General features: G+C 59.3%; 27 protein-coding genes. 13 read left to right on the top strand and 14 right to left on the bottom strand.

Going from position 1 to position 24,486, the window contains the following annotated elements; translation table 11 throughout:
* Positions 1 to 2 precede the first annotated feature (2 nt).
* The 3 genes from P7A97_RS13565 (at position 3) to pabB (ending at position 3,964) form a co-directional block, all read left to right on the top strand.
* Positions 3 to 1,529, top strand: a complete 1,527-nt coding sequence (locus P7A97_RS13565) for an inactive transglutaminase family protein (protein ID WP_277690485.1) — start codon at positions 3 to 5, stop codon at positions 1,527 to 1,529.
* 3 nt (positions 1,530 to 1,532) lie between these two features.
* Positions 1,533 to 2,519, top strand: coding sequence for an alpha-L-glutamate ligase-like protein (locus P7A97_RS13560; RefSeq protein ID WP_277690484.1), 987 nt, complete (start codon positions 1,533 to 1,535; stop codon positions 2,517 to 2,519).
* A gap of 101 nt (positions 2,520 to 2,620) precedes the next feature.
* On the top strand, positions 2,621 to 3,964 hold the full coding sequence (pabB, locus tag P7A97_RS13555; protein ID WP_277690483.1) for an aminodeoxychorismate synthase component I: 1,344 nt from the start codon (positions 2,621 to 2,623) through the stop codon (positions 3,962 to 3,964).
* Positions 3,965 to 4,022: 58 nt separating this feature from the next.
* On the opposite strand, the gene thrH is transcribed toward pabB, so the two are convergent.
* Positions 4,023 to 4,640 (bottom strand): bifunctional phosphoserine phosphatase/homoserine phosphotransferase ThrH, encoded by a 618-nt coding sequence (gene thrH, locus P7A97_RS13550; protein ID WP_277690482.1) that lies wholly within the window; start codon positions 4,638 to 4,640, stop codon positions 4,023 to 4,025.
* A gap of 189 nt (positions 4,641 to 4,829) precedes the next feature.
* Here thrH and P7A97_RS13545 point away from each other — a divergent pair, with 189 nt between their 5' ends.
* Entirely contained in the window at positions 4,830 to 5,564 is a 735-nt protein-coding gene (locus tag P7A97_RS13545) for a phosphoadenylyl-sulfate reductase (protein WP_277690481.1), read from the top strand.
* Between the two features lie 37 nt (positions 5,565 to 5,601).
* Here P7A97_RS13545 and cysB read toward each other — a convergent pair whose 3' ends face one another.
* The 5 genes from cysB to P7A97_RS13520 all read right to left on the bottom strand — a co-directional run bounded on the left by cysB (position 5,602) and on the right by P7A97_RS13520 (position 9,498).
* Positions 5,602 to 6,576: an HTH-type transcriptional regulator CysB gene (gene cysB / locus P7A97_RS13540; RefSeq protein ID WP_277690480.1), complete on the bottom strand. Its 975-nt coding sequence runs from the start codon at positions 6,574 to 6,576 to the stop codon at positions 5,602 to 5,604.
* Positions 6,577 to 6,714: 138 nt separating this feature from the next.
* Complete coding sequence (locus tag P7A97_RS13535; protein ID WP_277690479.1) at positions 6,715 to 7,200, bottom strand: universal stress protein; 486 nt, start codon at positions 7,198 to 7,200, stop codon at positions 6,715 to 6,717.
* Positions 7,201 to 7,272: 72 nt separating this feature from the next.
* Positions 7,273 to 8,178, bottom strand: coding sequence for a 5'-nucleotidase (locus tag P7A97_RS13530; protein ID WP_277690478.1), 906 nt, complete (start codon positions 8,176 to 8,178; stop codon positions 7,273 to 7,275).
* Between the two features lie 7 nt (positions 8,179 to 8,185).
* On the bottom strand, positions 8,186 to 9,133 hold the full coding sequence (locus P7A97_RS13525) for a putative 2-dehydropantoate 2-reductase (RefSeq protein ID WP_277690477.1): 948 nt from the start codon (positions 9,131 to 9,133) through the stop codon (positions 8,186 to 8,188).
* The gene (locus P7A97_RS13520) at positions 9,133 to 9,498 is read right to left on the bottom strand and encodes a thioredoxin (RefSeq protein WP_277690476.1); all 366 of its coding nucleotides are present in this window, start codon (positions 9,496 to 9,498) and stop codon (positions 9,133 to 9,135) included. The genes P7A97_RS13525 and P7A97_RS13520 overlap by 1 nt, the downstream gene beginning before the upstream one ends.
* A gap of 19 nt (positions 9,499 to 9,517) precedes the next feature.
* On the opposite strand from P7A97_RS13520, the gene P7A97_RS13515 reads away from it, so the two are divergent.
* Together P7A97_RS13515 and P7A97_RS13510 are read left to right on the top strand one after the other, a co-directional pair.
* Positions 9,518 to 9,937 carry a PilZ domain-containing protein gene (locus P7A97_RS13515; protein WP_277690475.1) on the top strand — a complete coding sequence of 140 codons (420 nt, stop codon included), beginning with the start codon at positions 9,518 to 9,520 and terminating at the stop codon, positions 9,935 to 9,937.
* A gap of 111 nt (positions 9,938 to 10,048) precedes the next feature.
* Positions 10,049 to 11,125: a 3-deoxy-7-phosphoheptulonate synthase gene (locus P7A97_RS13510; protein WP_277690474.1), complete on the top strand. Its 1,077-nt coding sequence runs from the start codon at positions 10,049 to 10,051 to the stop codon at positions 11,123 to 11,125.
* A gap of 54 nt (positions 11,126 to 11,179) precedes the next feature.
* Here P7A97_RS13510 and P7A97_RS13505 read toward each other — a convergent pair whose 3' ends face one another.
* Complete coding sequence (locus P7A97_RS13505) at positions 11,180 to 11,461, bottom strand: GNAT family N-acetyltransferase (RefSeq protein WP_277690473.1); 282 nt, start codon at positions 11,459 to 11,461, stop codon at positions 11,180 to 11,182.
* Between the two features lie 19 nt (positions 11,462 to 11,480).
* On the bottom strand, positions 11,481 to 12,743 hold the full coding sequence (locus tag P7A97_RS13500) for a hypothetical protein (RefSeq protein ID WP_277690472.1): 1,263 nt from the start codon (positions 12,741 to 12,743) through the stop codon (positions 11,481 to 11,483).
* Between the two features lie 285 nt (positions 12,744 to 13,028).
* Here P7A97_RS13500 and P7A97_RS13495 point away from each other — a divergent pair, with 285 nt between their 5' ends.
* Positions 13,029 to 13,280 carry an Lpp/OprI family alanine-zipper lipoprotein gene (locus P7A97_RS13495; RefSeq protein WP_277690471.1) on the top strand — a complete coding sequence of 84 codons (252 nt, stop codon included), beginning with the start codon at positions 13,029 to 13,031 and terminating at the stop codon, positions 13,278 to 13,280.
* Positions 13,281 to 13,393: 113 nt separating this feature from the next.
* Here P7A97_RS13495 and P7A97_RS13490 read toward each other — a convergent pair whose 3' ends face one another.
* From P7A97_RS13490 to P7A97_RS13480, 3 genes are all read right to left on the bottom strand, one after another.
* Positions 13,394 to 14,344 (bottom strand): L,D-transpeptidase family protein, encoded by a 951-nt coding sequence (locus P7A97_RS13490; protein WP_277690470.1) that lies wholly within the window; start codon positions 14,342 to 14,344, stop codon positions 13,394 to 13,396.
* 74 nt (positions 14,345 to 14,418) lie between these two features.
* The gene (locus tag P7A97_RS13485; RefSeq protein WP_277690469.1) at positions 14,419 to 14,700 is read right to left on the bottom strand and encodes a hypothetical protein; all 282 of its coding nucleotides are present in this window, start codon (positions 14,698 to 14,700) and stop codon (positions 14,419 to 14,421) included.
* Between the two features lie 56 nt (positions 14,701 to 14,756).
* Positions 14,757 to 15,362, bottom strand: a complete 606-nt coding sequence (locus tag P7A97_RS13480) for an arylesterase (protein WP_277690468.1) — start codon at positions 15,360 to 15,362, stop codon at positions 14,757 to 14,759.
* A 10-nt stretch (positions 15,363 to 15,372) separates the two neighbouring features.
* Between P7A97_RS13480 and P7A97_RS13475 the strand changes: the two genes are divergently transcribed.
* From P7A97_RS13475 to greB, 3 genes are read left to right on the top strand one after another with little or no spacing between them, the layout of a single operon-like run.
* A complete protein-coding gene (locus P7A97_RS13475) occupies positions 15,373 to 16,056 on the top strand; it encodes an ABC transporter ATP-binding protein (RefSeq protein ID WP_277690467.1) in 684 nt (227 codons plus the stop codon).
* Positions 16,056 to 18,548: an ABC transporter permease gene (locus P7A97_RS13470; protein ID WP_277690466.1), complete on the top strand. Its 2,493-nt coding sequence runs from the start codon at positions 16,056 to 16,058 to the stop codon at positions 18,546 to 18,548. Before P7A97_RS13475 ends, P7A97_RS13470 begins: the two co-directional genes overlap by 1 nt.
* 51 nt (positions 18,549 to 18,599) lie before the next feature.
* Entirely contained in the window at positions 18,600 to 19,106 is a 507-nt protein-coding gene (greB, locus tag P7A97_RS13465; RefSeq protein ID WP_277690465.1) for a transcription elongation factor GreB, read from the top strand.
* Here the strand turns inward: greB and P7A97_RS13460 are convergent.
* Positions 19,099 to 19,410, bottom strand: a complete 312-nt coding sequence (locus tag P7A97_RS13460; protein WP_277690464.1) for a class I SAM-dependent methyltransferase — start codon at positions 19,408 to 19,410, stop codon at positions 19,099 to 19,101. The two genes, greB and P7A97_RS13460, sit on opposite strands and share 8 nt — an antisense overlap.
* A 173-nt stretch (positions 19,411 to 19,583) precedes the next feature.
* Between P7A97_RS13460 and thpR the strand changes: the two genes are divergently transcribed.
* The 3 genes from thpR (at position 19,584) to P7A97_RS13445 (ending at position 22,335) form a co-directional block, all read left to right on the top strand.
* Positions 19,584 to 20,099 (top strand): RNA 2',3'-cyclic phosphodiesterase, encoded by a 516-nt coding sequence (thpR, locus tag P7A97_RS13455; protein WP_277690463.1) that lies wholly within the window; start codon positions 19,584 to 19,586, stop codon positions 20,097 to 20,099.
* A 211-nt stretch (positions 20,100 to 20,310) separates the two neighbouring features.
* On the top strand, positions 20,311 to 21,252 hold the full coding sequence (locus tag P7A97_RS13450) for a triacylglycerol lipase (RefSeq protein WP_277690462.1): 942 nt from the start codon (positions 20,311 to 20,313) through the stop codon (positions 21,250 to 21,252).
* A 54-nt stretch (positions 21,253 to 21,306) separates the two neighbouring features.
* On the top strand, positions 21,307 to 22,335 hold the full coding sequence (locus tag P7A97_RS13445; protein ID WP_277690461.1) for a lipase secretion chaperone: 1,029 nt from the start codon (positions 21,307 to 21,309) through the stop codon (positions 22,333 to 22,335).
* A gap of 46 nt (positions 22,336 to 22,381) precedes the next feature.
* On the opposite strand, the gene P7A97_RS13440 is transcribed toward P7A97_RS13445, so the two are convergent.
* Positions 22,382 to 22,819: a DoxX family protein gene (locus P7A97_RS13440; protein ID WP_277690460.1), complete on the bottom strand. Its 438-nt coding sequence runs from the start codon at positions 22,817 to 22,819 to the stop codon at positions 22,382 to 22,384.
* A 103-nt stretch (positions 22,820 to 22,922) separates the two neighbouring features.
* Positions 22,923 to 24,329 (bottom strand): transglycosylase SLT domain-containing protein, encoded by a 1,407-nt coding sequence (locus tag P7A97_RS13435; protein ID WP_277690459.1) that lies wholly within the window; start codon positions 24,327 to 24,329, stop codon positions 22,923 to 22,925.
* Between the last annotated feature and the right edge of the window lie 157 nt (positions 24,330 to 24,486).

Below are 24,486 nucleotides of genomic sequence, written 5' to 3'. Positions count from 1 at the left end.
TCATGCGCTCTCTCACTTTGCATCTGAAAGTCCTCATCACCCTGCTGGTGACGCTGGGCGTTCTGATCACGGCATACCAGATCTTCATCCTCGGCATTCCGGTGACCGAAGATGAGACTGACGACCTGTGGAATATCGACGCCAAGGTCGAATTTCAGGCCAACCCGCGTGAGCCGGTGAAGGTGCAGATGTTCGTGCCACCGCTTAACCAGGACTACGTGAGCCTCAATGAGAGCTTCATCTCCAATAATTATGGCGTGAGCGTCAACCGCATCGACGGCAACCGCAAGCTGACCTGGTCGGCCCGACGTGCCAACGGCAAACAAACCCTCTACTACCGCCTGGTGCTGACCAAGCGCTACAGCGGTGAGCCCGCCAAGGCCAAAGGCCCTATCTTCCGCGACAGCATCGAGGTGGAAGGCGCAGAGAAAATTGCCGCCGAAGCCCTGCTAGCCCCCATCCGTCAGCATTCTGCGGATGTTGAAACCTTCATCAGCGAAGCCATCAAGCGTGTGAACAATGTCAATGATGACAACGTGAAGCTACTGCTTGGCGGCGATGCCTCCTCTGCCAACAAGGCCAAGGTTATCGACCTGTTGCTGTCCATCGCGCATGTGCCGATGGAGCGTGTGCATACCATTCGCCTGGCCACCGAGATCCAGCAAAGCCCGGAGCTTTGGCTGCGTAGTTTCAATGGCGAGAACTGGTTGTATTTCAATCCTGAAACCGGCCAGCAGGGCCTGCCGGCCGATCGCGTAGTGTGGTGGACCGGTGACGAGCCACTGATCAGTATTGATGGCGGCAAGAAGGCGCAGGTCAGCTTCACCCTGAATAACAGTGAAATGAACGCCATCCGCCTGGCCAAGCTGACCGACGAAAACACTGACGTCGACTTCCTCGAGTACTCTCTGTACGGCCTGCCGCTGCAGACCCAGCAGACCTTCATGATCATGGTCATGATCCCAATCGGCGTGTTGGTGATTCTGGTGCTGCGCAATCTGGTAGGCCTGCAGACCCTGGGCACCTTCACCCCCGTGCTGATCGCCCTCGCCTTCCGCGAAATGCAGCTGGGCTACGGTATTGTCTTCTTCACCATCATTACCGCACTGGGCCTGATGCTGCGCTCCTACCTTGAGCACTTGAAGCTGCAAATGCTGCCGCGCCTGTCTGTCGTGCTCACTTTCGTAGTGGTGCTGATTGCCACCATCAGCCTGTTCAGCCACAAGCTGGGTCTTGAGCGCGGTCTTTCGGTCGCCCTGTTCCCGATGGTCATCTTGACCATGACCATCGAGCGCCTGTCCATCACCTGGGAAGAGCGCGGTGGCAGCCATGCCATGAAGGTCGCCGTAGGTACCCTGTTTGCTGCTTCGCTGGCACACCTGCTGATGAGCGTGCCGGAACTGAGCTACTTCGTCTTTACCTTCCCGGCTGTCTTGCTGATTCTGGTGGGCTTTATGCTGGCCATGGGTCGCTACCGCGGCTACCGCCTGACCGAACTGTTCCGCTTCAAAGCCTTTCTGAAGGACTGAGCCATGTTTGGCATGATCAAGACGTGGAAGGCTCTGGAAGCCAAGGGCATCATGGGCATCAACCGCCGCAACGCGGACTACGTGCTCAAGTACAACAAGCGTCACCTGTATCCCATCGTGGATGACAAGATCATCACCAAGGAACGTGCGCTGGCTGCCGGCATCAATGTGCCTGAAATGTACGGCATCATTTCCACCGAAAAGGAGATCGACAAGCTCTCCGAGATTATCGGTGGCCGCAGCGACTTCGTGATCAAGCCCGCTCAGGGCGCCGGTGGCGACGGCATCTTGGTGGTTGCCGACCGTTTCGAGGATCGCTTCAAGACGGTCTCGGGCAAGATCATCAGTCACGAGGAAATCGAGCACCAGATTTCCAGCATTCTGACGGGCCTCTATTCCCTGGGTGGGCATCGAGACCGCGCCCTGATCGAGTACCGGGTGACTCCGGACCCGATCTTCAAGAGCATCAGCTACGAAGGCGTGCCGGATATCCGCATCATCGTGCTGATGGGCTACCCCGTCATGGCCATGCTGCGCCTGCCGACCCGCCAGTCCAACGGCAAGGCCAACCTGCACCAGGGCGCCATCGGTGTCGGCGTGGACCTTGCCACTGGGCTGACCCTGCGCGGAACCTGGTTGAACAACAAGATCAGCAAACACCCTGACACCACCAACTCGGTTGATGGCGTACAGCTACCGAACTGGAACGGCTTCATGAAGCTGGCTGCCGGCTGCTACGAGCTGTGCGGCCTCGGCTATATCGGTGTCGACATGGTACTGGATGTCGAGAAAGGCCCACTGATCCTGGAGCTTAATGCCCGTCCGGGTCTGAATATCCAGATCGCCAATGACTGCGGCCTCACCCACCGCGCTCACGCCGTCGAGGCTCATCTCGCCGAATTGGCCAAAACCGGCAAGCAGGAAACGGCGGATGAGCGCGTGCACTTTTCCCAGCAACTGTTCGGCCACGTGAAGAGCAAGAACGACTAAAGTCGTGCAGACAAAAAGCCCGGCCCAGGCCGGGCTTTTTTCGTTGCATGACGACATCGACATCCACCTACAATCGCCACACCCTCCCATAGTTAACCGCCATGAGCATTTGCCAGCTTCATCGCCTCCCCTATCGTGCCGACCCTGCCGATTATTTCGCCAGAGTTCGCCACGCACCGGGCGCCATACTGCTGGATGCAGGCCGCCCCCACGCCGAACGCGGGCGTTACGACCTGGTCAGCGCCTGGCCGCAGGAGCGTTTTCAGGTCGCTGATGGGGAGACTGCGCAATGCTTCTTCCAGCGGCTACGTCATGGACTGAACCAACTTGGGCATAGCGAGGCACCTGGCGGTTGCGAGCTACCGTTTACCGGCGGGTTGCTGGGCTACCTCAGCTATGACTTCGGCCGTCATCTAGAGGCACTGCCTCAACATGCTGTCGACGATTTGCAACTGCCTGAAGCACAGCTCGGCCTCTACACCTGGGCCCTGATCAGCGATCACCAGCGCCAGACCAGCCAGCTTATGTTCCATCCAGCACTGCCTCCTGCCGAACGGCAGCGACTGATTGAGCTTTTTGATGCGGCTCCTGCAGCGGGGTCCGCCGGCTTTCATCTCGCGCAGCCCTTTCAGGCCAATCAAGATGCACGGACCTATCAGCAGGCTATCGAGCGCATACAGGCCTATATCAAAGCTGGCGACTGCTACCAGGTGAATTATGCGCAACGCTTTCAGGCTCCTTGCAGCGGCGATCCGTGGATCGCTTACCTAAAGTTGCGCCAGGCCTGCCCCACACCCTTTTCTGGCTTTCTGAGCCTGGAAAACGGCGATGCCATCCTCAGTTTGTCGCCGGAGCGCTTTCTCAAGGTCAGCCAGGGCCGTGTCGAAACCCGCCCGATCAAGGGCACACGCCCGCGCGGGATCACAGCGCATGACGACCACGCACAAGCCGAAGCGCTGCTGAGCAGCCCAAAGGATCGCGCCGAGAACCTGATGATCGTCGACCTGCTGCGCAACGACCTGGGCCGCAGCTGTCGGATTGGCTCGGTTCGGGTGCCAGAGCTGTTCGCGCTGGAAAGCTATCCGAACGTGCACCATTTGGTCAGTGCAGTTACCGGCGAGCTGGCGCCGAACAAGGATGCTCTGGATCTACTGGCCAGTAGCTTTCCTGGCGGCTCCATCACGGGTGCTCCCAAGATCCGCGCGATGCAAATCATTGATGAACTGGAGCCCACACGCCGCGGCCCTTACTGCGGCTCCCTGCTCTATCTTGATGTACGCGGTGAACTGGACAGCTCCATAGCCATTCGCAGCCTGCTGATCAAGGATGGCGTAGTCAGTTGTTGGGGCGGCGGCGGCATCGTGGCGGACTCGGATTGGCAAGCCGAGTACCAGGAGTCGCTGACCAAGATCCAGGTACTGCTCAAAACCCTCGAAGGCATGTGACCCATATCCGCCACAAAAAAGCCCGCATCGCAGCGGGCTTTTTTGTCTGAGCGAAGCCTTACAGGCTCAACTCGCGATTGGATGCCTTGATGAACTCGCGCTTGAGGTCTTCATAGGTGTGCACTGCCGGAAACTGCGGGAACTCGCGGATCACGTTTTCCGGCGCATGGAACAGAATGCCGGCGTGAGCTTCGCTGAGCATGGTGGTGTCGTTGTAGGAGTCACCTGCGGCAATCACCCGGTAGTAGAGGCTCTTGAAGGCAATGACCGACTGGCGTTTGGGGTCTTTCTGACGCAGCTGGTAGCTGACAACACGATCGGTTTCGTCGGTAATCAGCTTGTGGCACAGCAGCGTCGGGAAGCCCAGCTGACGCATCAGCGGCTGGGAGAACTCGTAGAAGGTGTCGGACAGAATCACGACCTGGAAGCGCTCGCGCAGCCAGTCGACAAACTCAACAGCGCCTTCCAGCGGCTTAAGCGTGGCGATGACCTCCTGAATATCCTTCAGCTTCAGGCCATGCTCATCGAGAATGCGCAGGCGCTGCTGCATGAGCACGTCGTAGTCGGGAATGTCCCGGGTAGTGGCCTTGAGCGCTTCGATTCCGGTTTTTTCGGCGAAGGCGATCCAGATTTCCGGAACCAGTACACCCTCGAGGTCGAGGCAGGCGATTTCCACGGGCGACTCCTAGCAGTCTGAGAGAAGAGAGCCGGCACTCTAGCGAGTCCCCAAAGGCTGCGCAACGCGTCGCTTATATCGGAGAGCAGTAGTCGAACTCCTATTTAGTTATTTATCAGCATATCGGCATCTTTGTTAACATCGCCGGCCACAGAGCGCTTCAGCGCCGCCGACCAGGAAGCCTGCCCGATGAGCCCAACTTTCAATGCCGCCGAAATGGCTGCGAGCTACGCCAACAAATCCCCTCAGGAAATTCTCAAGCTGGCCTTCGAGCACTTCGGCGATGATCTGTGGATCTCCTTTAGCGGTGCCGAAGATGTGGTCCTGCTGGATATGGCCTGGAAGCTCAATAAGCAGGTCAAGGTATTCACGTTGGACACCGGCAGACTGCACCCGGAGACCTATCGCTTTCTCGAAAAGGTCCGCGAGCACTACGGCATATCCATCGAAGTGATGAGCCCGGACGCGCATAAATTGCAGGAGTTCGTGCGTGAAAAAGGCCTGTTCAGCTTCTACAAGGATGGCCACGGCGAGTGCTGTGGCATCCGCAAGATCGAGCCGCTCAAGCGCAAGCTGAGCACGGTCACAGCCTGGGCCACCGGCCAGCGCCGTGACCAAAGCCCCGGCACCCGCAGCCATGTAAACGTGATCGAAGTCGATAGCGCCTTTTCCACACCGGACAAGCCGCTGTACAAGTTCAATCCGCTGGCACAGATGAGCAGCGAAGAGGTCTGGGCCTATATCCGCATGCTAGAACTGCCTTATAACAGCCTGCATGAGCGCGGCTTCATCAGTATTGGCTGCGAGCCATGCACACGCCCAGTGTTGCCCAATCAGCATGAACGCGAAGGGCGTTGGTGGTGGGAAGAAGAAACTCAGAAAGAGTGCGGCCTGCACGCCGGCAACGTGATTGCCAAGAGTTGAAAGTCAGAGCCCGGCATTGCCGGGCTCTTTTTTGCAATCAATACGTGGGGAGGTCCACTCCCTCAAACAGCTCGTCCAACTCGCCCTTGCTATGACATTGCACAGCCTTGCTCATAACTTCTCGTGTTAGGTGCGGGGCAAACTTCTCAATAAAGTCGCACATGAATCCGCGCAGGAAGGTGCCGCGACGGAAACCAATCTTGGTCACACTCGCTTCGAACAAATCGCTGGCGTCGAGGACTACCAGGTCATTGTCGAGCTTTTCGTCTACCGCCATGCGCGCCACGATGCCCACGCCAAGCCCAAGGCGCACATAGGTCTTGATGACGTCGGCGTCGGCCGCAGTGAACACCACCTTGGGCGTCAGGCCACGATGGCTAAAGGCTTCATCCAGTTTGGAGCGACCGGTAAAACCAAACACGTAGGTCACCAGCGGGTGTTCCACCAAGGCCTCCAGGCTCAGCTTCGGCAGCTTGGTCAGCGGGTGCCCTTGCGGCACGATCACGCACCGGTTCCAGCGATAGCACGGCATCATGACCAGATCGCCAAACAGCTCCAGCGCCTCGGTAGCAATGGCGAAATCCACGGTGCCATCTGCCGCCATTTCGGCGATTTGCATCGGCGTCCCCTGGTGCATGTGCAGTGCTACTTCCGGGTACTGTTTGATGAAGCTGCTGATCACCGGAGGCAGCGCATAGCGTGCCTGTGTGTGGGTGGTGGCGATGGATAGCGTGCCTTTCTTCTCGTTGGAGAATTCCTGGGCAATTTGCTTAATGCTCTCAACCTTGCGCAGGATTTCACCTGCGGTGGTGATGATCCGCTCGCCGGCCGGCGTGACACGGGTCAGGTGCTTGCCACTGCGGGCAAATACTTCGACGCCTAGCTCGTCTTCGAGCAGTCGGATCTGCTTGCTGATGCCTGGCTGCGAGGTATAAAGGCTCTGCGCGGTGGCAGAGACGTTGAGATCGTGGTGCGCCACTTCCCAGATGTAGCGCAATTGCTGCAGCTTCATAGGTGTCCCTCAAAGCAGATAGTCGCTGGCTGAATTTCACAGCACAGCCATATAACCATATCTATGGTTTGAAATATAAAACTAGACGATTTCCAGAGCCATGCATGCCGTTCGTCTAACGACTGCCAACAGGCACGCTTAGCGATGTTGCAACATGGGCACCAAGTACACCGGCGTCTCCGAAAGCTGCAGCAAGCGCGCCGCCGTTCTCCCCAGCGGAATGTCCTGAGCAGCGCCGTGGCTATGACTCCCTACGACCAGCAGATCGACCCCGAGTTTCCGGGCTTCATCTAGGATCACCTGTGCCGGATCGCCTTGCGCCACCCGTACGTTACGGATCATTTGCATGTCTTGGTGCGCCTCCCCCATCTCGTCACAGAAGCCTTCCAGTACACGTTGCTCAATGCTGGCCATCACGGTGGCAAGCCCGTTGCTGCGTAACTCCTGCAGCGTGCTTTCATCCAGATAGGTTTGCAGGACCGACTCGGCGAACAACCCCAGCGGCTCAACAGCATGCACAACATACAACTCGGCATTGAAAGCCCGAGCCAGTGACAGTGCGTGCTGCAGCACATAAGGGGCATACAGTCCCAGGTCGGTAGCGTAGAGAATCGAGCGCAACATGATGGCCTCCCAGGCAACCCAGTAGCGGCCTTGCTGAGAGCTTAGCAGCGAGGGTAAGGGCCAGGCGTTGGCTTAAGGCTGCAACTCGTTGCTCACCCCGTGGGGCACATGCCCGGTGGCGACCACTTCGCGGGTTTTCTCGCAATGGCCTGGCTGGTCATCGAAGAACACATCGGCAGCAAAGGCCTCGAGAAAGGCTGCCTTGTCCAGGCCACCAAGGAACAGCGACTCATCGAGGCGAATATCCCATTCGCGCAGGGTGCGAATGACCCGCTCATGGGCTGGAGCCGAACGCGCGGTAACCAGGGCCGTGCGGATAGGGCAAAGGACCTCGGAAAACTCCCGCTGCAGGCGATTCAGAGCATAGAGGAAAGGCTTGAAAGGGCCGCCACCAAGCAGCTCGCGCGCAGAGGCCTTCTCGTGACTCTGGAAGGCCTCCAGTCCGCCAGTCTGGTAGACCCGCTCGGACTCGTCAGAGAACAGCACCGCGTCACCATCGAACGCGAAGCGCAGTTCGGCACTGGCCGCACGATGCGCGCCCCCGGACAGAATGGTTGCGGCGGCAAAGCCCGCATCCAGAGCGCTGCGCACATCCTCTGCGTGAGTGGAAAGGAATAGGTGGCTGCCGAATGCCGCCAGATAGGGGTAAGGGCTGCGCCCACCCACAAACGCCGCCCGGGAAATCCCCAGGCCATAATGCTGGATTGAATTGAACACCCGCAGGCCAGTGTCGGCGCTGTTGCGTGACACCAGCACAACTTCTACGCGTGCCAGCTCCAACTGAGTATTGAGCGCGAGTAGCTTCTGCACCAAGGGAAATGCATCCCCCGGGGCCAGCACCTCATCTTCGTGATCGATCTGATACTGACGATAAGCCTCGACGCCTTCGCTTTCGTAGACTCGATGGCTTTCACTCAGGTCGAACAGCGCCCGAGAGGAAATGGCCAATACCAGTTTGTCACCAAGCCCTTTGCTCATGAGCACCTCAGCTTGCGTCGATAAAGCGCAGCGCTTGCAGCAGCATGCGCATTTTGGGCAGCTCGCACCCGGCCGCGGCAGCCGCTGCCAAGGGCGCGGCATAGATAGCCTCAAGCTCCAGGGGGCGCTTATGGGCAAAGTCATGGTACATGCTCGGCAGATAGTCGGGCATGCGCTCCGTGGCCGTCAGAAGCTGACGGGGATAGTCGGCCGGCAAACTGTAGCCACAAGCGGCAGCGCCCTGCATCACCTCCTGCATGAGGTCTTCGATCAGCTGGCGGCTATCGATATTAGCCATCAGCCTCGTTGTGCCTGCATCAAGCAACACCGACAAGCCGTTATAAGGCACATTCCAGACCAGCTTCTGCCAGCGAGCGCTGGTCAGGTCATCCATCGCCGTCGACTCGATGCCTGCCGAACGAAACAGCGCGACGCCCTCCTCCACCAGACGCCGAGCGGTCTCCGATGATGCATCCGGGCCAGAGTGATAACCGAGATTGACCGCGCCCAATGCCTGGTGCTCGATAATCCCTGGGGCACTGCGGTGCGTGCAGATAAAGCACAGCCCACCCAGCAGATGCAGCGAGTCAGGCAGAAGCGGTCGCAGTTGTTCCTCCACCTGCAAGCCGTTTTGCAGCAACACAACTTTCGCGTTGGGCGCTGCCAAGCGGGCAATGAGCGGTGCAAGTTCGGCATTGGCCGTGGTTTTAACACCAACCAGCAGCCAATCGCATGGCGGCATGTCATCCGCACTATTCCAGGCTTGCACGGGCTGCAGATGCAGTTGGCCGTGAACGGCACTGTTGAGTTGAAGGCCGCGCTCGGCAATCACGGCGTACTCACTGCGCAACAGAAAGTGCACATCATGGCCGGCCCGCGCCAGCATCAGGCCGTAGAAACCGCCAATGGCACCGGTGCCAATGATTCCGATACGCGGTCGACGTGACTCCTGCATCAGGGCAACTCCTCAGGTTCTCGGGTTTGTGCCAGCTCCAGAGCCACGGAGAGTTCGTCTGGAGACAAGCGGGAGGCAATAGCGCCAAGAAATTGGCCATGCTCGATCAAAAACAGGCTGGGCAGATGAAACACCCCATAGCGCCGCACCAAGCCGCCGTTCTCAGCGGCGTCCACCCAGCACAAGCGCTCAACCGCTAACGGCATGGTTGGTAGCTTTAGCCGGGCCCAGCGGCAGCTGGCACAGCCTATGCTGGTAAATATGAGCAGGCTTCTCCCTGGCAGATCCAACAACAGGCGGTCGGCGTCGAAATCTGTCAGTTCGAGACAGGGCACTATACTGTTCGTCAGTGATGTCAAAGGCATGGCATCCGGAGTATTCGAAATGCGACGTTTTTTGCGTCACCCAAGCGACATGCCGGTAGAACTGGTTCAGCGTAAACATGCTTTTCTGCCCCGGCAGCGGCTACACAATATCAGCCTGGGCGGAGTGGCATGCAATTCCGAGAAAGGCTTTCGCAAAGGTACGGCAGTGGAGTTGCGCATCCCCCTGCTCGGCGAACAAGCGCGCTATCCGGGTGTGGTTGCCTGGTGCCGCAAGCTCAGTGAAGGCTACCTGGTGGGCATTGCTTTCATTGATGAAGAAACCCTGTTTCGTGCCCGGATGGTCGAACAGGTCTGCCAGATCGAGCACTATCGCCATCAGCGTGAACAGGAAATGGGCTGTTCACTGGAACTCGAAAACATTGCCCGTGAATGGATCTCGATGCACGCTGCCGACTTCCCTCAGGGCCATTTCCATTAGTGCGGCCATTGTCTAGCGGCCCCGGAACGCGTTAAGGTTCCCGTCCCCCGCTGCGCCCACAGATTTCGCCCGCCAGAGGCGCTCGGCTCCCGTGACCTGACGAGTACCACGATGGCTGATTTACCGATTGACGATCTCAACGTTTCCTCCAACGAAACCCTGATCACGCCGGCGCAGCTCAAGCGCGAAATCCCCCTGACCGAAGCCGCCCAGCGCACTGTCGCCAATGGCCGCCAGGTTATCCGTGACATTCTCGATGGCAAAGACCATCGCCTTTTTGTTGTGGTGGGCCCCTGCTCCATCCACGACATCAAGGCTGCTCATGAGTACGCCGAGCGCCTGAAGGTCCTCGCCGCTGAAGTGTCGGACACCCTGTTTCTGGTGATGCGTGTGTACTTTGAAAAGCCGCGCACCACCGTCGGCTGGAAAGGCCTGATCAACGATCCCTACCTGGACGACTCGTTCAAGATCCAGGACGGCCTGCATATTGGTCGCAAGCTTCTGCTTGATCTGGCAGAGATGGGGCTGCCAACTGCCACCGAGGCACTGGATCCGATCTCCCCTCAGTACCTGCAGGATCTGATCAGCTGGTCTGCCATTGGCGCCCGCACTACCGAGTCTCAGACACACCGGGAAATGGCTTCCGGTCTGTCCTCGGCCGTCGGCTTCAAGAACGGAACCGACGGCGGCCTGACCGTGGCCATCAACGCATTACAATCGGTGTCCAGCCCGCACCGTTTCCTCGGCATCAATCAGGAAGGCGGCGTATCCATCGTTACCACCAAGGGCAATGCCTATGGTCACGTTGTACTGCGCGGTGGCAATGGCAAGCCCAACTACGATTCGGTCAGCGTTGCAGTCTGCGAGCAGGAGCTGGCGAAGGCGAAAATTCGCCCGAACATCATGGTCGACTGCAGTCATGCCAACTCCAACAAGGATCCGGCACTGCAGCCACTGGTCATGGAAAACGTGGCCAACCAGATTCTTGAAGGCAACAACTCGATCGTCGGCCTGATGGTGGAGAGCCATCTGGGATGGGGCAATCAGTCTATCCCCAAGGATCTCTGCGACCTTAAGTACGGAGTTTCCATCACGGATGCCTGCATCGACTGGGAGGCCACTGAGAAGACCCTGCGCAGCATGCATAGCAAACTCAAGGATGTACTGCCGGCACGTCAGCGCACCTAGTGATAGACGCAAAAAAACGCCGGGCTATGCCCGGCGTTTTTGTCTGACGCTTTATCAATGCTTAGCTGGGTGCCGGTGACGGCGCTCCAAGTAGCGTTCGACGTAGGAGCAGGACGGAATGACCGTGTATCCCATGGACTCTGCGTACTCCAAAGCCTGTTCGGTCAGTGCGGCAGCAATACCCTGCCCGCGCAAAGCATTGGGTACGAATGTCCGGTAGATATCGAGCGTTTGCTTGCCCAGATCCATATAGGCCAGATAGGCACGATGACCATCGACAACAGTCTCGAACTGATGGCCAGCCTGATCGTGGTGAATGGACAACCCCGCGCTCATTTCATCTCCTCAACGGTTCTTAAAGCAGAACCCGTACCTTATCTATCTTTTCCAAGCGAAGAAACATTTCAGCCGACCCCGCCCCAAACTGGACACTGAGATAAACCTTTCCGTTTTCGACCTTGTGCAGCACACCCTGATAGTAAGTGCCGTCATAGGTAATGAACTGTAGCCGTTTGCCCGCATGATCGCGAAGGCTGGCAACGCTGACAAACTCATACTGCGTCTGGTTATTTTCTGGCTGAGTTTCAGCTCTGACCAGCTCGTTTGGATCCATCCGAGCGGTTTTGACGGGTTCAACCCAGGTGAAGCCCAGTGGCGATACGGCTTGATGATTGACCAACAAAACAGGTCGCAGCATAGCAATAACATCTGACTCCTCAAAAAACTGCAGCCCATCCAAAGCTGCCCCCTCACTCGGGGCAAGCTCGATGCGCAGTGCCTGCGGGTCTGCGTAATAATTTTTCAGAGCATCCAGAAGGGCAGAATCCAGGGCTATGCGCTGGGCTCGCAAAGAGCTGTCCAAATGTTCGATGGCGGTTTGTAGGTACTCATCCTTCGACAGACCAAGCTTGGCCGCACAGTACTCATTGACCCTGCGCAAGTATTGGTTGTCATTGAACTCCAGGGTAATACTCGACACCCGTGGCGGGTTTGCACGTAAATCACCTGGCTTATCCGACATGTTGGCCAGCGATAGACTGATGCGGTAATCCCCCATATCACGGGTATCGGCGTTCAAACTGAACGTCAGCGTCTGTGCGCCGGGCTGAAAGAGATAAGAGAAGTGGCTGTCTGTTTCCAGCGTCCGATAGCCCATATCCAGCAACTCATCGACGCCGATGATGCTGGAACGACCACAAGCCGCACTGGACAAGGCTGAGTACAGATTTCTTTCCTGTGGCGCGCTGTGGATCAACTCCATCAGCGGACCATGCACATCAATTTCAAGGCCTTTGAGATTGACCGCCATCTGCTCCGGAAACTTGCCTTCGGCCAGTTTTTCCTTGAATGCCAGCAGGCTTCGCAGTCCGTCGAACTTCAGTTCGGCATGGGCGACACGCACTTCATCATCGAACATCGGCAGGCGAGCTTTGAGCCCTTCTACACCGACCCTCCCATCGAACGATGAAGTAATCCCCTCATAGCTGATCAGCATAAAGGGTGAGAGCTTGGCCACCGCATCATTCATGATCGAACGCACCGATAACCAGAGGGAGACCTTGATCAGCAATGCAATCGCCAGAACAAGTACTAAACCCCACTTGATGAGCTTCGACATCCAAACATCCTTATTAGGTGAGCGTAGGCATGACTGCGGCGCGATCTTAACAAGCTGGCGTTGGGCTAGCCATGCGCTCTAGAGGGCGCGACCAAAGGTATGAATCGGCACGGCTGTATGTTTTTTAAACAGCGGGAATCCGTAATCCTGTACGCCTGAAAAAAAAGTTCTCCGACTTGCGTCGGCTCAGTTTACTTACTAAAAGTAACGGGTAGTATGTGCCCGGCTAATTTCCCGCGTTCGGGAAATTGCCTTTCATGGAAAGTCCACCTTAAGGGGAATACGATGAACAACGCTCTGAAACTCTCCGCTCTGGCCCTGGCCGCTGTTCTGGCTACCGGTTGCAGCAGCGTATCCAAAGAAACCGAAGCTCGTCTGACCGCTACTGAAGACGCTGCTGCCCGCGCTCAGGCTCGTGCTGACGAAGCCTACCGCAAAGCCGACGAGGCTCTGGCTGCCGCTCAGAAAGCTCAGATGACTGCTGACGAAGCCAACGAGCGCGCTCTGCGCATGCTGGAAAAAGCCAGCCGCAAGTAATCCTTGCTCAGGCTTTGAAAAGCCGATCCGGATTCCGGATCGGCTTTTTTATTGCGCATACAAAAAGGCCCGCCGAGAGTGCTCCTCTTCGGCGGGCCTTTGAGTTTTGCAGGTTAGATATCGAGAGGTACGTCCTGGCTGACCAAAGACTGCTGTGGGACGGCAATCTCAATCGGCAAGCCATCCTCGGCCGCTACTACCTCGCGCACCATGTCCCAGTCGAGACGCATGTTGCCGACAGCATCGTCGCGCTTGAGCAGTGTATTGATCACTGCTGTGTGTTTATCCACAACAGAAGCCTCACCGGTATCACTCAGAGGCTCATGAGCTTCCAAATAGATCTTCCCGCCACTGATACCGAACTTGTAGGGCTCGTTGATAATGCGTACGGAGGTTCCTACGGGTGCCATTTTGGCCAGTTCAAGCACATTGTGATTGAGCATGCGGAAACAACCGTGACTGACGCGCATGCCAATGCCGAACTTCTTGTTGGAGCCATGAATCAGGTAGCCGGGCGTGCCCAGGGTAAATTTGAACGGGCCAAGCGGGTTGTCCGGTCCTGGCGGTACATAGGCAGGCAGAGGATCGCCTTCCGCTGCATGCTCGGCACGAATCGAAGCCGGCGGCGTCCAACCGGGGTTGGGGGTTTTGGCGATAATCGAGGTATTGGCAATGGGTGAGCCCCAGCCTTCACGACCGATTCCGAGGGGGAAGGTATGGACTACGTTCTGCCCTTTTGGGAAGTAGTAAAGACGGTACTCAGCAAGGTTGATAACAATGCCTTCACGCGGCCCTGGCGGCAGGATGAAGCGAGTGGGCAGAATTATCTCTGCGCCTTCCCCGGGCAACCAGGGGTCAACACCGGGGTTTGCTGCGACCATTTCCAGATAGCCAAGATCATTGGCTGAGCCCAAGTCAGCGAACGTGTCCTCGTAGCGTGCCTTGACGACCTGAACCTGGCCAACAATATCCTCGCCAGGTGGCGGCATGGGCAACTCAAGAGCAGCAGCAGAGCCAGCACAAAGTAGGCTGGCGAGGCACAGTAAACGGGCACGCGGCAACATCAATAGATCCTTGCTGGCAAAGCGGTGGAAATTAGAAAGCGATTGTACACGGCTCCCGGAAAGGCAGGGAGGGATCAGGCTGGTGGCCAGACTGGCCGCTCACCGCGCCGCTGGGCATCGAGTATCTGCCGGCAGATCGGGCACAGTCGCTTGTCACGCAACTCATGACGACCAAGCTCACGCATCACTGGCGCCGCCGGCAACAACCCTCCGCAAAGCGTTCTATCGGCAAACTCGCCCAACTCGAGCTGACGAGCCACCAAATGAACCCTGGCCTCACGACAAGCGAACAGATCAAGCTGGTCGTCAGGGACAACCAGGTGATAGGCATACAGGGACCAGGGATGGCGCGGCATTCAGAGCTCCGGAGCAGGAGCGCCACGATAGCTGAAAGGCTGGAGGCGGGAAAGCGTCAGAGCAGTGGTTCCAGACTGGGCCAAACGTTGTCCAGCAATCGCTGCTGAGCCTGGGTCGTGGGATGAATACCATCAGCCTGCATCATTCCCGGCACACCGCCGACACCCTCTAGGAAAAACGGAACCCATGCCAGCTGCTGACTACTCGCCACATCTTTATATACCTGGGCAAATGCCTGGGTATAGCGCTGACCATAATTGGGCGGCAGCTGCATGCCGAGAAGCAGTACGCGGGCGCCGGCTTCGCGTGACTTCAGAGCCATGGAAGCAAGATTCTGTTGCAATTGCGCAGGCGCCTGCCCCCGCAAGCCATCATTGCCGCCCAGTTCGATAATCACGACTTGCGGCGAGTGTTGCGCAAGCAGTGCAGGCAGGCGAGAAAGCCCGCCAGCACTCGTGTCGCCGCTGATCGAAGCATTAACAACCCGATACTGGAAGCCACCTTCATCCAGCCGTTTTTGCAGTAAAAAGACCCAACCCTCTCGGGTATCCAGGCCCAAAGCCGCGCTGATACTATCGCCGACGACCAGTACGGTGCCGGCCAGTGCGCTCTGAGCCCACAACATCAGTGTCAGTGCACCACTCATCCAAATCGCACGCATTGGACTCTCCATGAGCGCAAGCATTCTTTCTGCGCGGCACCTTAGCAAAGTGGTTCCCAGCACGGAAGGCGAGCTGGCCATCCTGCAGGACCTCTCGTTCGAGCTGGCGGCCGGCGATAGTCTGGCCATAGTCGGCAGCTCCGGCTCAGGTAAATCCACCCTCCTCGGCCTTTTGGCGGGTCTCGACCTGCCCAGCTCCGGTGAAATCGAACTGGCCGGCAATGCCCTGCACACACTGGATGAAGACTGCCGCGCCCAGGTACGTGCAGAGCAGGTTGGCTTCGTGTTCCAGTCCTTTCAATTGCTGGACAACCTCAGCGCACTGGAAAACGTCATGCTGCCATTGGAACTGGAAGGCCACGTCGATGCCCGCCAGCGGGCCGGCGATCTGCTGCAACGGGTCGGACTTGCCCACCGCCTGAGCCATTTCCCTCGCCAACTCTCTGGCGGTGAACAGCAACGAGTGGCCATTGCGCGAGCGTTTGCCGCAGATCCGGCGATTCTGTTCGCTGACGAGCCTACCGGCAATCTCGACAGCCACACGGGCGAGCACATCAGCGATCTGCTGTTCCAGCTCAACCAGGAGCGTGGCACGACTCTGGTTCTAGTGACCCATGAAGAGCGCCTGGCGCACCGCTGCCGGCGCATGATTCGGCTTGAAGCCGGTCGTCTGATCGACTGCGTGGAGCCCTGATGAACCCTCGTCTGCTGCCCCTGGCCTGGCGTCAGCTACTGCGCGAGACACGTGCCGGCGAAGTGCGCGTACTCTTTTTCGCGTTGCTGATCGCCGTCGCCGCCAGTACTGCCATCGGCTACTTCAGCGCCCGTCTCAATGGCGCCATGTTGCTACGCGCGACAGAGTTTCTCGGTGCCGACCTGGTGCTCAGCGGTAGTTCCCCAGCAACCTCCGAGCAGATCGAAGCAGGCAAGCGTCTTGGCCTCGCTCACGCCCAGGTCGTAGAGTTTTCCAGTGTCATCGCCACGGACCAGGGCATTCAGCTGGCCAGCGTCAAGGCAGCCAGCAGCAGTTACCCGCTTCGGGGCGAGCTGAAGAGTGCCGCTGAACCCTACGAGGCAGAACAGGTGAGTTCCGGTCCGCAACCGGGTGAGGCCTGGGCAGAGGCTCGTCTATTTGCGGCCCTGAACCTGAATGTCGGTGACACAATTGAAGTCGGTAACCTGCCCCTGCGCCTGAGTCGGGTGCTGACCCATGAGCCAGACCGAGCTGGCGACTTCTACAGCCTGACACCCCGTGTGTTGATGCACCTGGACGATCTGGAGGCTACCGGTGTCGTGCAGCCGGGCAGCCGTGTGCGCTTTCGCGAGCTTTGGCGCGGCGATGCCCAGCCTCTGGCCGAGTATCGGAAAATCGTGGAGGACGGCGCCGCGCCTCATCAACGCCTGGAAGATGCCCGCGACGGTAACCGGCAAATCGGTGGAGCTCTGGGCCGCGCAGAGCGCTATTTAAATCTGGCCAGCCTGGCAGCGGTGCTCCTCGCCGGCGTCGCGGTGGCGTTATCTGCCAGTCGTTTCGCCGTGCGCCATTTCGATACCGGCGCCCTGCTGCGCTGCTTCGGCCTCTCGCGGCGTCAAACGCTTGGGCTTTTTGGCCTACAACTGGCCATCCTTGGTCTGCTGGCCTGCCTGTCCGGCGCCCTGCTCGGCTGGTTGGGCCAACTGGTGTTGTTCCAGTTGCTGCAAGGTTTGCTACCGCCGGGCGTGCCCGCGGGGGGCCTCACCCCCGCGCTGGCCGGTATCGCCGTAGGTTTGGTGGCACTGGCAGGCTTTGCCTTGCCGCCGCTGGCCGCACTAGGTCGCGTGCCGCCACTGCGGGTGCTGCGCCGTGACCTGCTACCGGTGCCGCCCAGCTCCTGGCTGGTCTATGGCGCTGCGCTCTTGGCGCTGGCACTGATCATGTGGCGCCTGAGCCTGGATTGGAAACTGACCCTGGCACTGCTGGGCGGCGGCTTGATCGCCACACTGCTGCTCGGTGGCCTGCTGTTGCTTGCACTCAAGGGCTTGCGCCAGCTTCTGGCACGCGCCGCCCTGCCCTGGCGCCTGGGACTGGGCCAGCTGTTGCGGCACCCGCTGGCCGCTGCCGGACAGTCACTGGCCTTTGGCCTGATTCTGATGGCCATGGCGCTGATCGCCCTGTTGCGCGGCGAACTGCTTGATACTTGGCAAAACCAGCTACCCGAGCAGGCGCCGAATCACTTCGCACTCAATGTCCTGCCTGCCGAGAAAGACGCCTTCGCCGCCCGTCTCGCAGCCCTGTCCACACACGCGCTGCCGCTCTACCCCATCGTTGCCGGACGCCTGACCCTGATTAATGGCGAGCCGGTGCAAGGCATCGTCAGCAAGGAGAGCCAGGGCGAACGCGCGGTAAGCCGCGACCTCAGTCTGACCTGGTCACAAGACCTGCCGGAAGGCAATACGCTCCTGACCGGCCAGTGGTGGCAGAGCGCGCAGACGGAACAATTACCGGGGGTCTCGGTGGAGTCCAAGCTGGCCGAAAGCCTGGGACTGCAACTGGGCGATCGGTTGACGTTCAATGTCGGCGGCATCGAGCGCGAGGCCCAAGTCAGCAGCCTGCGCAAGGTCGAGTGGGACAGCTTCCAGCCGAACTTCTACATGATCTTCCAGCCCGGTACGCTGCAAGACCTGCCCGCTACCTACCTGACCAGTTTCTACCTGCCGCCACACAGCGAACGCCAATTGGTCGAACTGGCGCGAGAATTCCCTGCCGTCACCCTGCTGCAGGTCGAGGCCCTGCTGGAACAACTACGCAGCATCATGGCGCAGGTCAGCCTGGCAGTGGAGTACGTCTTGTTGTTCGTGCTGGCAGCCGGCATTGCCGTACTGCTCGCCGGCTTGCAGGCGACCCTTGACGAGCGCCTGCGCCAAGGCGCTCTACTGCGTGCCCTGGGCGCCGAACGCAGGCTGTTGCTCAACGCCAGGCGTACCGAGTTCGGCCTGCTGGGTGCCGTCAGTGGCTTGCTGGCAGCGCTGGGTTGCGAGCTGGCCAGTTTCCTGCTCTATCGCTATGCGCTGGAACTGCAATGGCAGCCGCACCCCTGGCTGCTGGTTTTACCGCTGATCGGCGCACTGCTGGTTGGCGCAGCCGGCCTCTGGGGCACGCGCAAGGCCTTGAACGCGTTGCCACTGACCGTGCTGCGCGAGGTGTGAGGCAATAAGGTCATTGCTAGAATGGCCAACCCTTTATTACCGACCAGTACCATGAGCCGCTATCGTCCACCGCGCACCGCCGGAACACCGCTGATCACACCTGAAGGCTCGGCGCGCCTGCGCGCCGAGCTGCATGAGCTGTGGCATGTGCGTCGTCCTCAGGTAACCCAGGCCGTGAGCGAAGCTGCCGCCCTGGGCGACCGTTCGGAGAACGCCGAATACATCTACGGCAAGAAGATGCTGCGCGAGATCGACAGTCGCGTACGCTTCCTCACAAAGCGCCTGGAAAATCTCAAGGTTGTCGATAGCTGTCCCGCCGACCCGAACAAGGTCTATTTCGGCGCCTGGGTCACCCTGGAAGATGAAAACGGTAACGAGGTGCGCTACCGCATCATCGGCCCGGATGAGCTGGATCTCAAGCTGGGGCTGATCAGTATCGACTCACCGCTGGCCCGCGCCTTGATAGGCAAGGCGCTGGATGCTGAAGTAAAAGTGAACACCCCAGGCGGTGAGCAGGCGTTCTACATCACCGCCATCGACTATCCAGCCATTACCTGAGGTTGATCACGCCCTGGCGGGCCACCCGCACCAATTGTCCGATCAACTCGGCATCCACAGCCGTGGATTCGCGGCCGACCACCGCCAGGTCGTAACTGTCGCTTGGAATGGCTGCCAGCTGCTGTGCCAACGGAGCAACAAAACGGATCAGGAAATTGCGCGAAGCCGGCCAGTGCTTGGGCCAGCCGTCCAGGTTTTTCAGCAGATTGGGTTGCTGATTGCCAACCAGCAGCACATGGGGATGGCGGTTGGCCGCAGCATGCGGCAAGGGGGAGAAATGCAGATGGGCGCGTGGGCAACTCATGGTTATACAGTCTCAGCCTCATGGTCCCGCCGGACTGCGGTGGGAGGCGACACCGGCCAGCGCTTTAGCGGTATTCGCCCAACCGGGCAGCGCCCCGCAAGTTGCTCTTAAATCGGCGCTATGGGGTGCGATGCTAGAAACGCCGGTACCGCTCTGTCAAGCCAGGAGGCCGCATGCCCGAGTCGCTACGACTGTTCTTCGCCATCCCCGTGCCTTCTGCACAAGCCCGGAACATTCAGGATTGGCGACGGCAACTTCCTTGCGCCGGTAACTGGGTGCACGAGCATGACCTGCACCTGACGCTGGCTTTTCTTGGTCAGCAAGCCACAACCCGTCTGGCAGAGCTGCGCGCGGCGGCCGATCAAACTAAAAGGCAGCGCGCATTCGAGTTGCGCCTGGATCGCCTGGATATCTGGAACGACGGGCTTCTGCACCTGGCGCCCAGCCGCCCACCCATGGCTCTTTTACAACTGCAGCAGACGCTTGCGGAGCAGCTGCAACGGTGTGGATTCACGCTCGAACAACGTACCTATCGCCCGCATCTGACACTGGCTCGGCATGCCAGCGTGCCAACCAGCCCAGCAGCGTTCAGCTTCGCCTGGCACGTTGATCAATTCGCTCTGTTCAGCTCCAACTCCGCGATGATCGGCCCTCGTTACCAGCAGATCGGCACCTGGCCACTGGCCTGACTGTTTCTCCCGGTAACACCCGTAGTGGCTGATAGAGCCCAGCCGCTGCGCGGCTTGCGCCACAAACGCCCGTTTAGAGCCATTGTTCGAAATGCTCAGGTTCTGGCACAGATCCTGCCAAACCCCATGTCGCTGAAGTTCCACTTCCAGGATGGGTGTGGATGGCTAAGCGCATGGAGGATCACTGCCTATCACCGTTCGAGAGCGCCCCATGAATAACAAGAAAACACTGCTCGCCCTCTGCCTCGGTTCCAGCCTGGTATTGTCGGGTCAGGTCGAAGCAGGCCTGTTCGGCTCCACCGGCTACACCAAGACCAAATACCCGATCGTCCTGACCCACGGCATGCTTGGCTTCGACAGCATCCTCGGCATCGACTACTGGTACGGCATTCCGTCCGCACTGCGTTCCGATGGTGCCAGCGTCTACATCACCGAAGTCAGCCAGCTGAATACCTCCGAGCTGCGCGGCGAAGAACTGCTCGAACAGGTCGAGGAAATCGCAGCCATTAGTGGTAAAGGCAAGGTCAATCTGATTGGCCATAGTCACGGCGGCCCAACTGTTCGCTACGTAGCAGCCATTCGGCCTGACCTGGTCGCTTCGGTCACCAGTGTCGGCGCGCCGCACAAAGGCTCTGACACCGCCGACTTCCTCCGCCAGATTCCGCCGGGCTCGGCCGGTGAGGCGCTGCTGGCGGGCATCGTCAATGGCCTGGGCGCGTTGATCAACTTCCTCTCCGGCAGCGCCAGCACCTCGCCGCAGAATGCCCTGGGCTCGCTCGAGTCTCTCAACAGCCAGGGCGCTGCGGCGTTCAATGCCAAGTACCCACAGGGCATTCCCACCAGCGCCTGTGGCGAAGGGGCCTACAAGGTCAATGGCGTCAGCTACTACTCATGGAGTGGCACCAGCCCGCTGACCAATGTGTTTGATGTGAGCGACCTACTGCTGGGCGCCAGCTCCCTAACCTTCGATGAGGCAAACGACGGTCTGGTCGGTCGCTGCAGCTCTCACTTGGGCAAGGTAATCCGCGATAACTACCGGATGAACCACCTCGACGAGGTCAATCAGGTTTTCGGCCTGACCAGCCTGTTCGAGACCGATCCGGTGACTGTCTACCGCCAGCAAGCCAACCGCCTCAAGCAAGCCGGCCTCTGAGCCAGATATCGGGGCCTGCGGGCCCCGAGCACTTTCCACTCGACGAGTCCCGCCGTGAACAAAGCGCTATTGCTCGCCACGCCCCTGCTGATTGGGGCCAGTGTCGCCACCACCTTCTATTTCAACCCGCTCGAGCGCCACACGCCTGAAGCCAAGGCGCCCATGCTCAGCGCTCAAGACGAGGCCCAGGCTGCCATCGCAACGACCGCCGAAGCGCGCCCATCTGCGCCGCAGGCAGTCGCCAATACTCCGCTACCGCCCTCCTTTGCCGGCACCCAGGTCGATGGCCAGTTTCGCCTCGATGACAGTGGTAACTTGCTGATCAGCATGGATATCCGGCGCATCTTTGATTATTTCCTCAGCGCCTATGGCGAGGAGAGCCTGAACACCAGCATCGCTCGACTGCAAGCCTACATTCAGCACCAGCTGCAGGAGCCGGCCGAGAGCCAGGCACTGGCCTTGCTGGCGCAGTACCTCGATTACAAGCGCCAATTGATACAGTTGGAGCAGGATCTGCCGCAAATGGCCAACCTGGATGCCATGCGCCAGCGCGAGCAGGCCGTGCAGGCCCTGCGTGCGCGACTGTTCAGTTCCGAAGCACACCAGGCATTTTTCGCTCAGGAAGAGGCTTACAACCAGTTCACCCTTGAGCGCTTGGCCATTCGACATGACGCCGATCTCAGCGATGAACAGAAAGCCGATGCACTGGATCAGCTGCGCGCGGGCCTGCCAGAAGACATGCAGGCGCTGCTGGTGCCGCAATTACAAAGTGAGCTGCGCCAGCAAACCGCTGCTTTGCAAGCCAATGGTGGTAATAGCGAGCAGATTCGCCAGCTGCGCCTGCAACTGGTCGGTGCCGAAGCCACCGAGCGCCTGGAGTCGCTCGATCGGCAACGGCAACAGTGGCAGAAACGCCTCAGCGATTATCGTAAGGAGAAGGCCGAGCTCGAAGCCAATAGCGGCCTCAGCGTTGAAGACCGACAAAAAGCCCTGCAACGTCTGGCCGAAGAGCGCTTCGACGAGCGCGAAAGGCTGCGCCTGGACGCGGCCGAGCAACTGGCCCAGACCCGAGAAAAGCCCTGAGCACAAAAAGGCCCGCAATGCGGGCCTTTTTTATTCATGGCTACCGTTATTGACGCGAAATCAGACGGTCTAGAGACAGCTTGCCGGCGCCTTCGATCATCAGCACGGCGCTGATCAGGCCGAGGATCATGGCGTACTCATAGCCATTGTTGGTGATGAAGAAGCCATTGGCCCAGTGGACGGCAAACATGGCTACCAGCATGGACACCAGCAGCGACAGCGCCGCAGGACGAACCAGCAGACCGACGACCAGCGCCAGGCCACCAAAGAATTCGGCGCTACCGGCCAGCGCGGCCATCAGGTAGCCGGGCGTGATACCGATACTTTCCATCCACTGGCCTACGCCCTCCAGGCCGTAGCCACCGAACCAGCCAAATAGCTTCTGCGCGCCGTGGGCGGCAAAGGTCAGGCCGGTCACCACGCGCAGCAACGTAATGCCGTAACCGGCGGAGGAAGACATCAGGGATTTGATCAGGTTGTTCATGTGCCAGGTCCTTCAGGTGAGTAGTGTTGGTGAGGCACATGCTATTCGAATTAATCGATACTAAAAGCGCATTTTTGCGCTAATTCAAATCGAATTATTCGATTTACCTGTTCTTTGCGCGGGTGGGCTCCAGCAAAAAGCGCTCACGATCATAGGCAAGATAGTATTTGTTCACGCTATTCACATAGCTGGCGACGCCCAGGCCCATTTTCTCCATGGCCACACGTTCGACCTGGAAGAACCACTGGTTGGGGTTGAGGCCGCGCCTGCGCGCCTCAGCTCTCAGGCTTTGCACCCGCTGCGGCCCCATGTTGTAGGCCGCCAGAATAAAAGCCCTGCGCTCAACATCATCGATCTGGTGGCTGGCGAAGAACTCGCGGCGGATACGGGCCATGTAGCGCGTCGCCGCCAGCACATTGTTGTCCAGCCCCTGGATATTGCCGACCCCTACGCTGCGCGCGGCGCCGGGGGTGACCTGCATCAGCCCGGTAGCACCGGAGGCTCCGCGTGCAGCCGGATTGAGCGTGGACTCCTTGTAGGCCATCGCGGCCAGTTGCAGCCAGTCCAGATTCTGCTCCTCGCCATGCTTCTGCAGCACAGCCCTGACACGCTCCAGGCGCTGACGATCTGCCTGCCCCAGCGGATTGCGCACCTTGTAGGAGCGCCGATAGACACGCTGGAAGGCCGAATCCACGTCATCGGGCATCCGGTAGCTGGCGAGAAAACGGTCGACGCTGGCCCGCAGCATCGGTGCATCACGCCGCACGAACCAGCTCATTTCCCCCGCCTTGCTGAGCACCAGATGGCGCTCGATGCGCAGCCTGGGCATGACCTTGAGCCAGCGCTCGGCAATCGGCAGTTCGACAGCGGTCCAGGGATAGATACCGGCCTGGACCATCTCCAGTACATCCTCCACCGCCAGGCTGCTGTCGGCCCACTCCACCACGATTGGCGGCTGCTTGCGTTGCGCCAGACGCTGGTTGACCTCGCGCAGCGCTTCACCTGCGGCGCTGCCCAACGGCAGTGCCAGGCTGCGCCCGGCCATATCGTCCAGCTTGCGGTAATGCCGGTTATTGCGGTTGCCGACCACTACCAGCTGTACATCGCTGCGAATGGCCTGGCTGGCACTGACGCCCATGCCGGGATGCACATCGATCAGCTCCCCCGGCGCGACGACATCACCCTCACCCTTTTGCAGGGCGGCAAGCAGTTGGTCCTTGGCCTTGGGGATGATCCTCATGCGCAGGTTGCGACCATCTCGGGCATTGCGATTGAGGTACTGCTCGAATGCCCGCAGACGGTGATATTCGACGCCGATGGCCTGGCCCTTGACCTCGCCCGAGCTGTTACGGCTCTGGTTGACCAGCACTCGCAGTTCGCCACTCTTGCGAATCTGCGCCAGGTCGCGCTGCTTGCTCACTTGCGCCGGGTGCTCGCCCAAGCCGCTGAGGCGGGCATGGGCCGGCAACACTGCCAGGCAGCAGAGCAAAAACAGCAGCGTGCGAATCATCCAGCCTCCGGGGGGCGCCAGGTCATGAGCAGACCCGAGCGACTAAGAGCATCCCGCCGACAGATGGTTCCAGCGCGCGGGGCGCGGAGCCTCGCACAAGGTGCTTCAAATGGCCAGCTCATGCTGACAAAGAGCATTAATAGACATATGCAAGCAT

Source organism: Pseudomonas sp. GOM6, assembly GCF_029537485.1.
In the GTDB taxonomy this organism is placed as follows: domain Bacteria; phylum Pseudomonadota; class Gammaproteobacteria; order Pseudomonadales; family Pseudomonadaceae; genus Aquipseudomonas.
The sequence above is the reverse complement of the archived record's forward strand: the minus strand, read 5'-3'. Positions and strand labels throughout refer to the sequence as shown.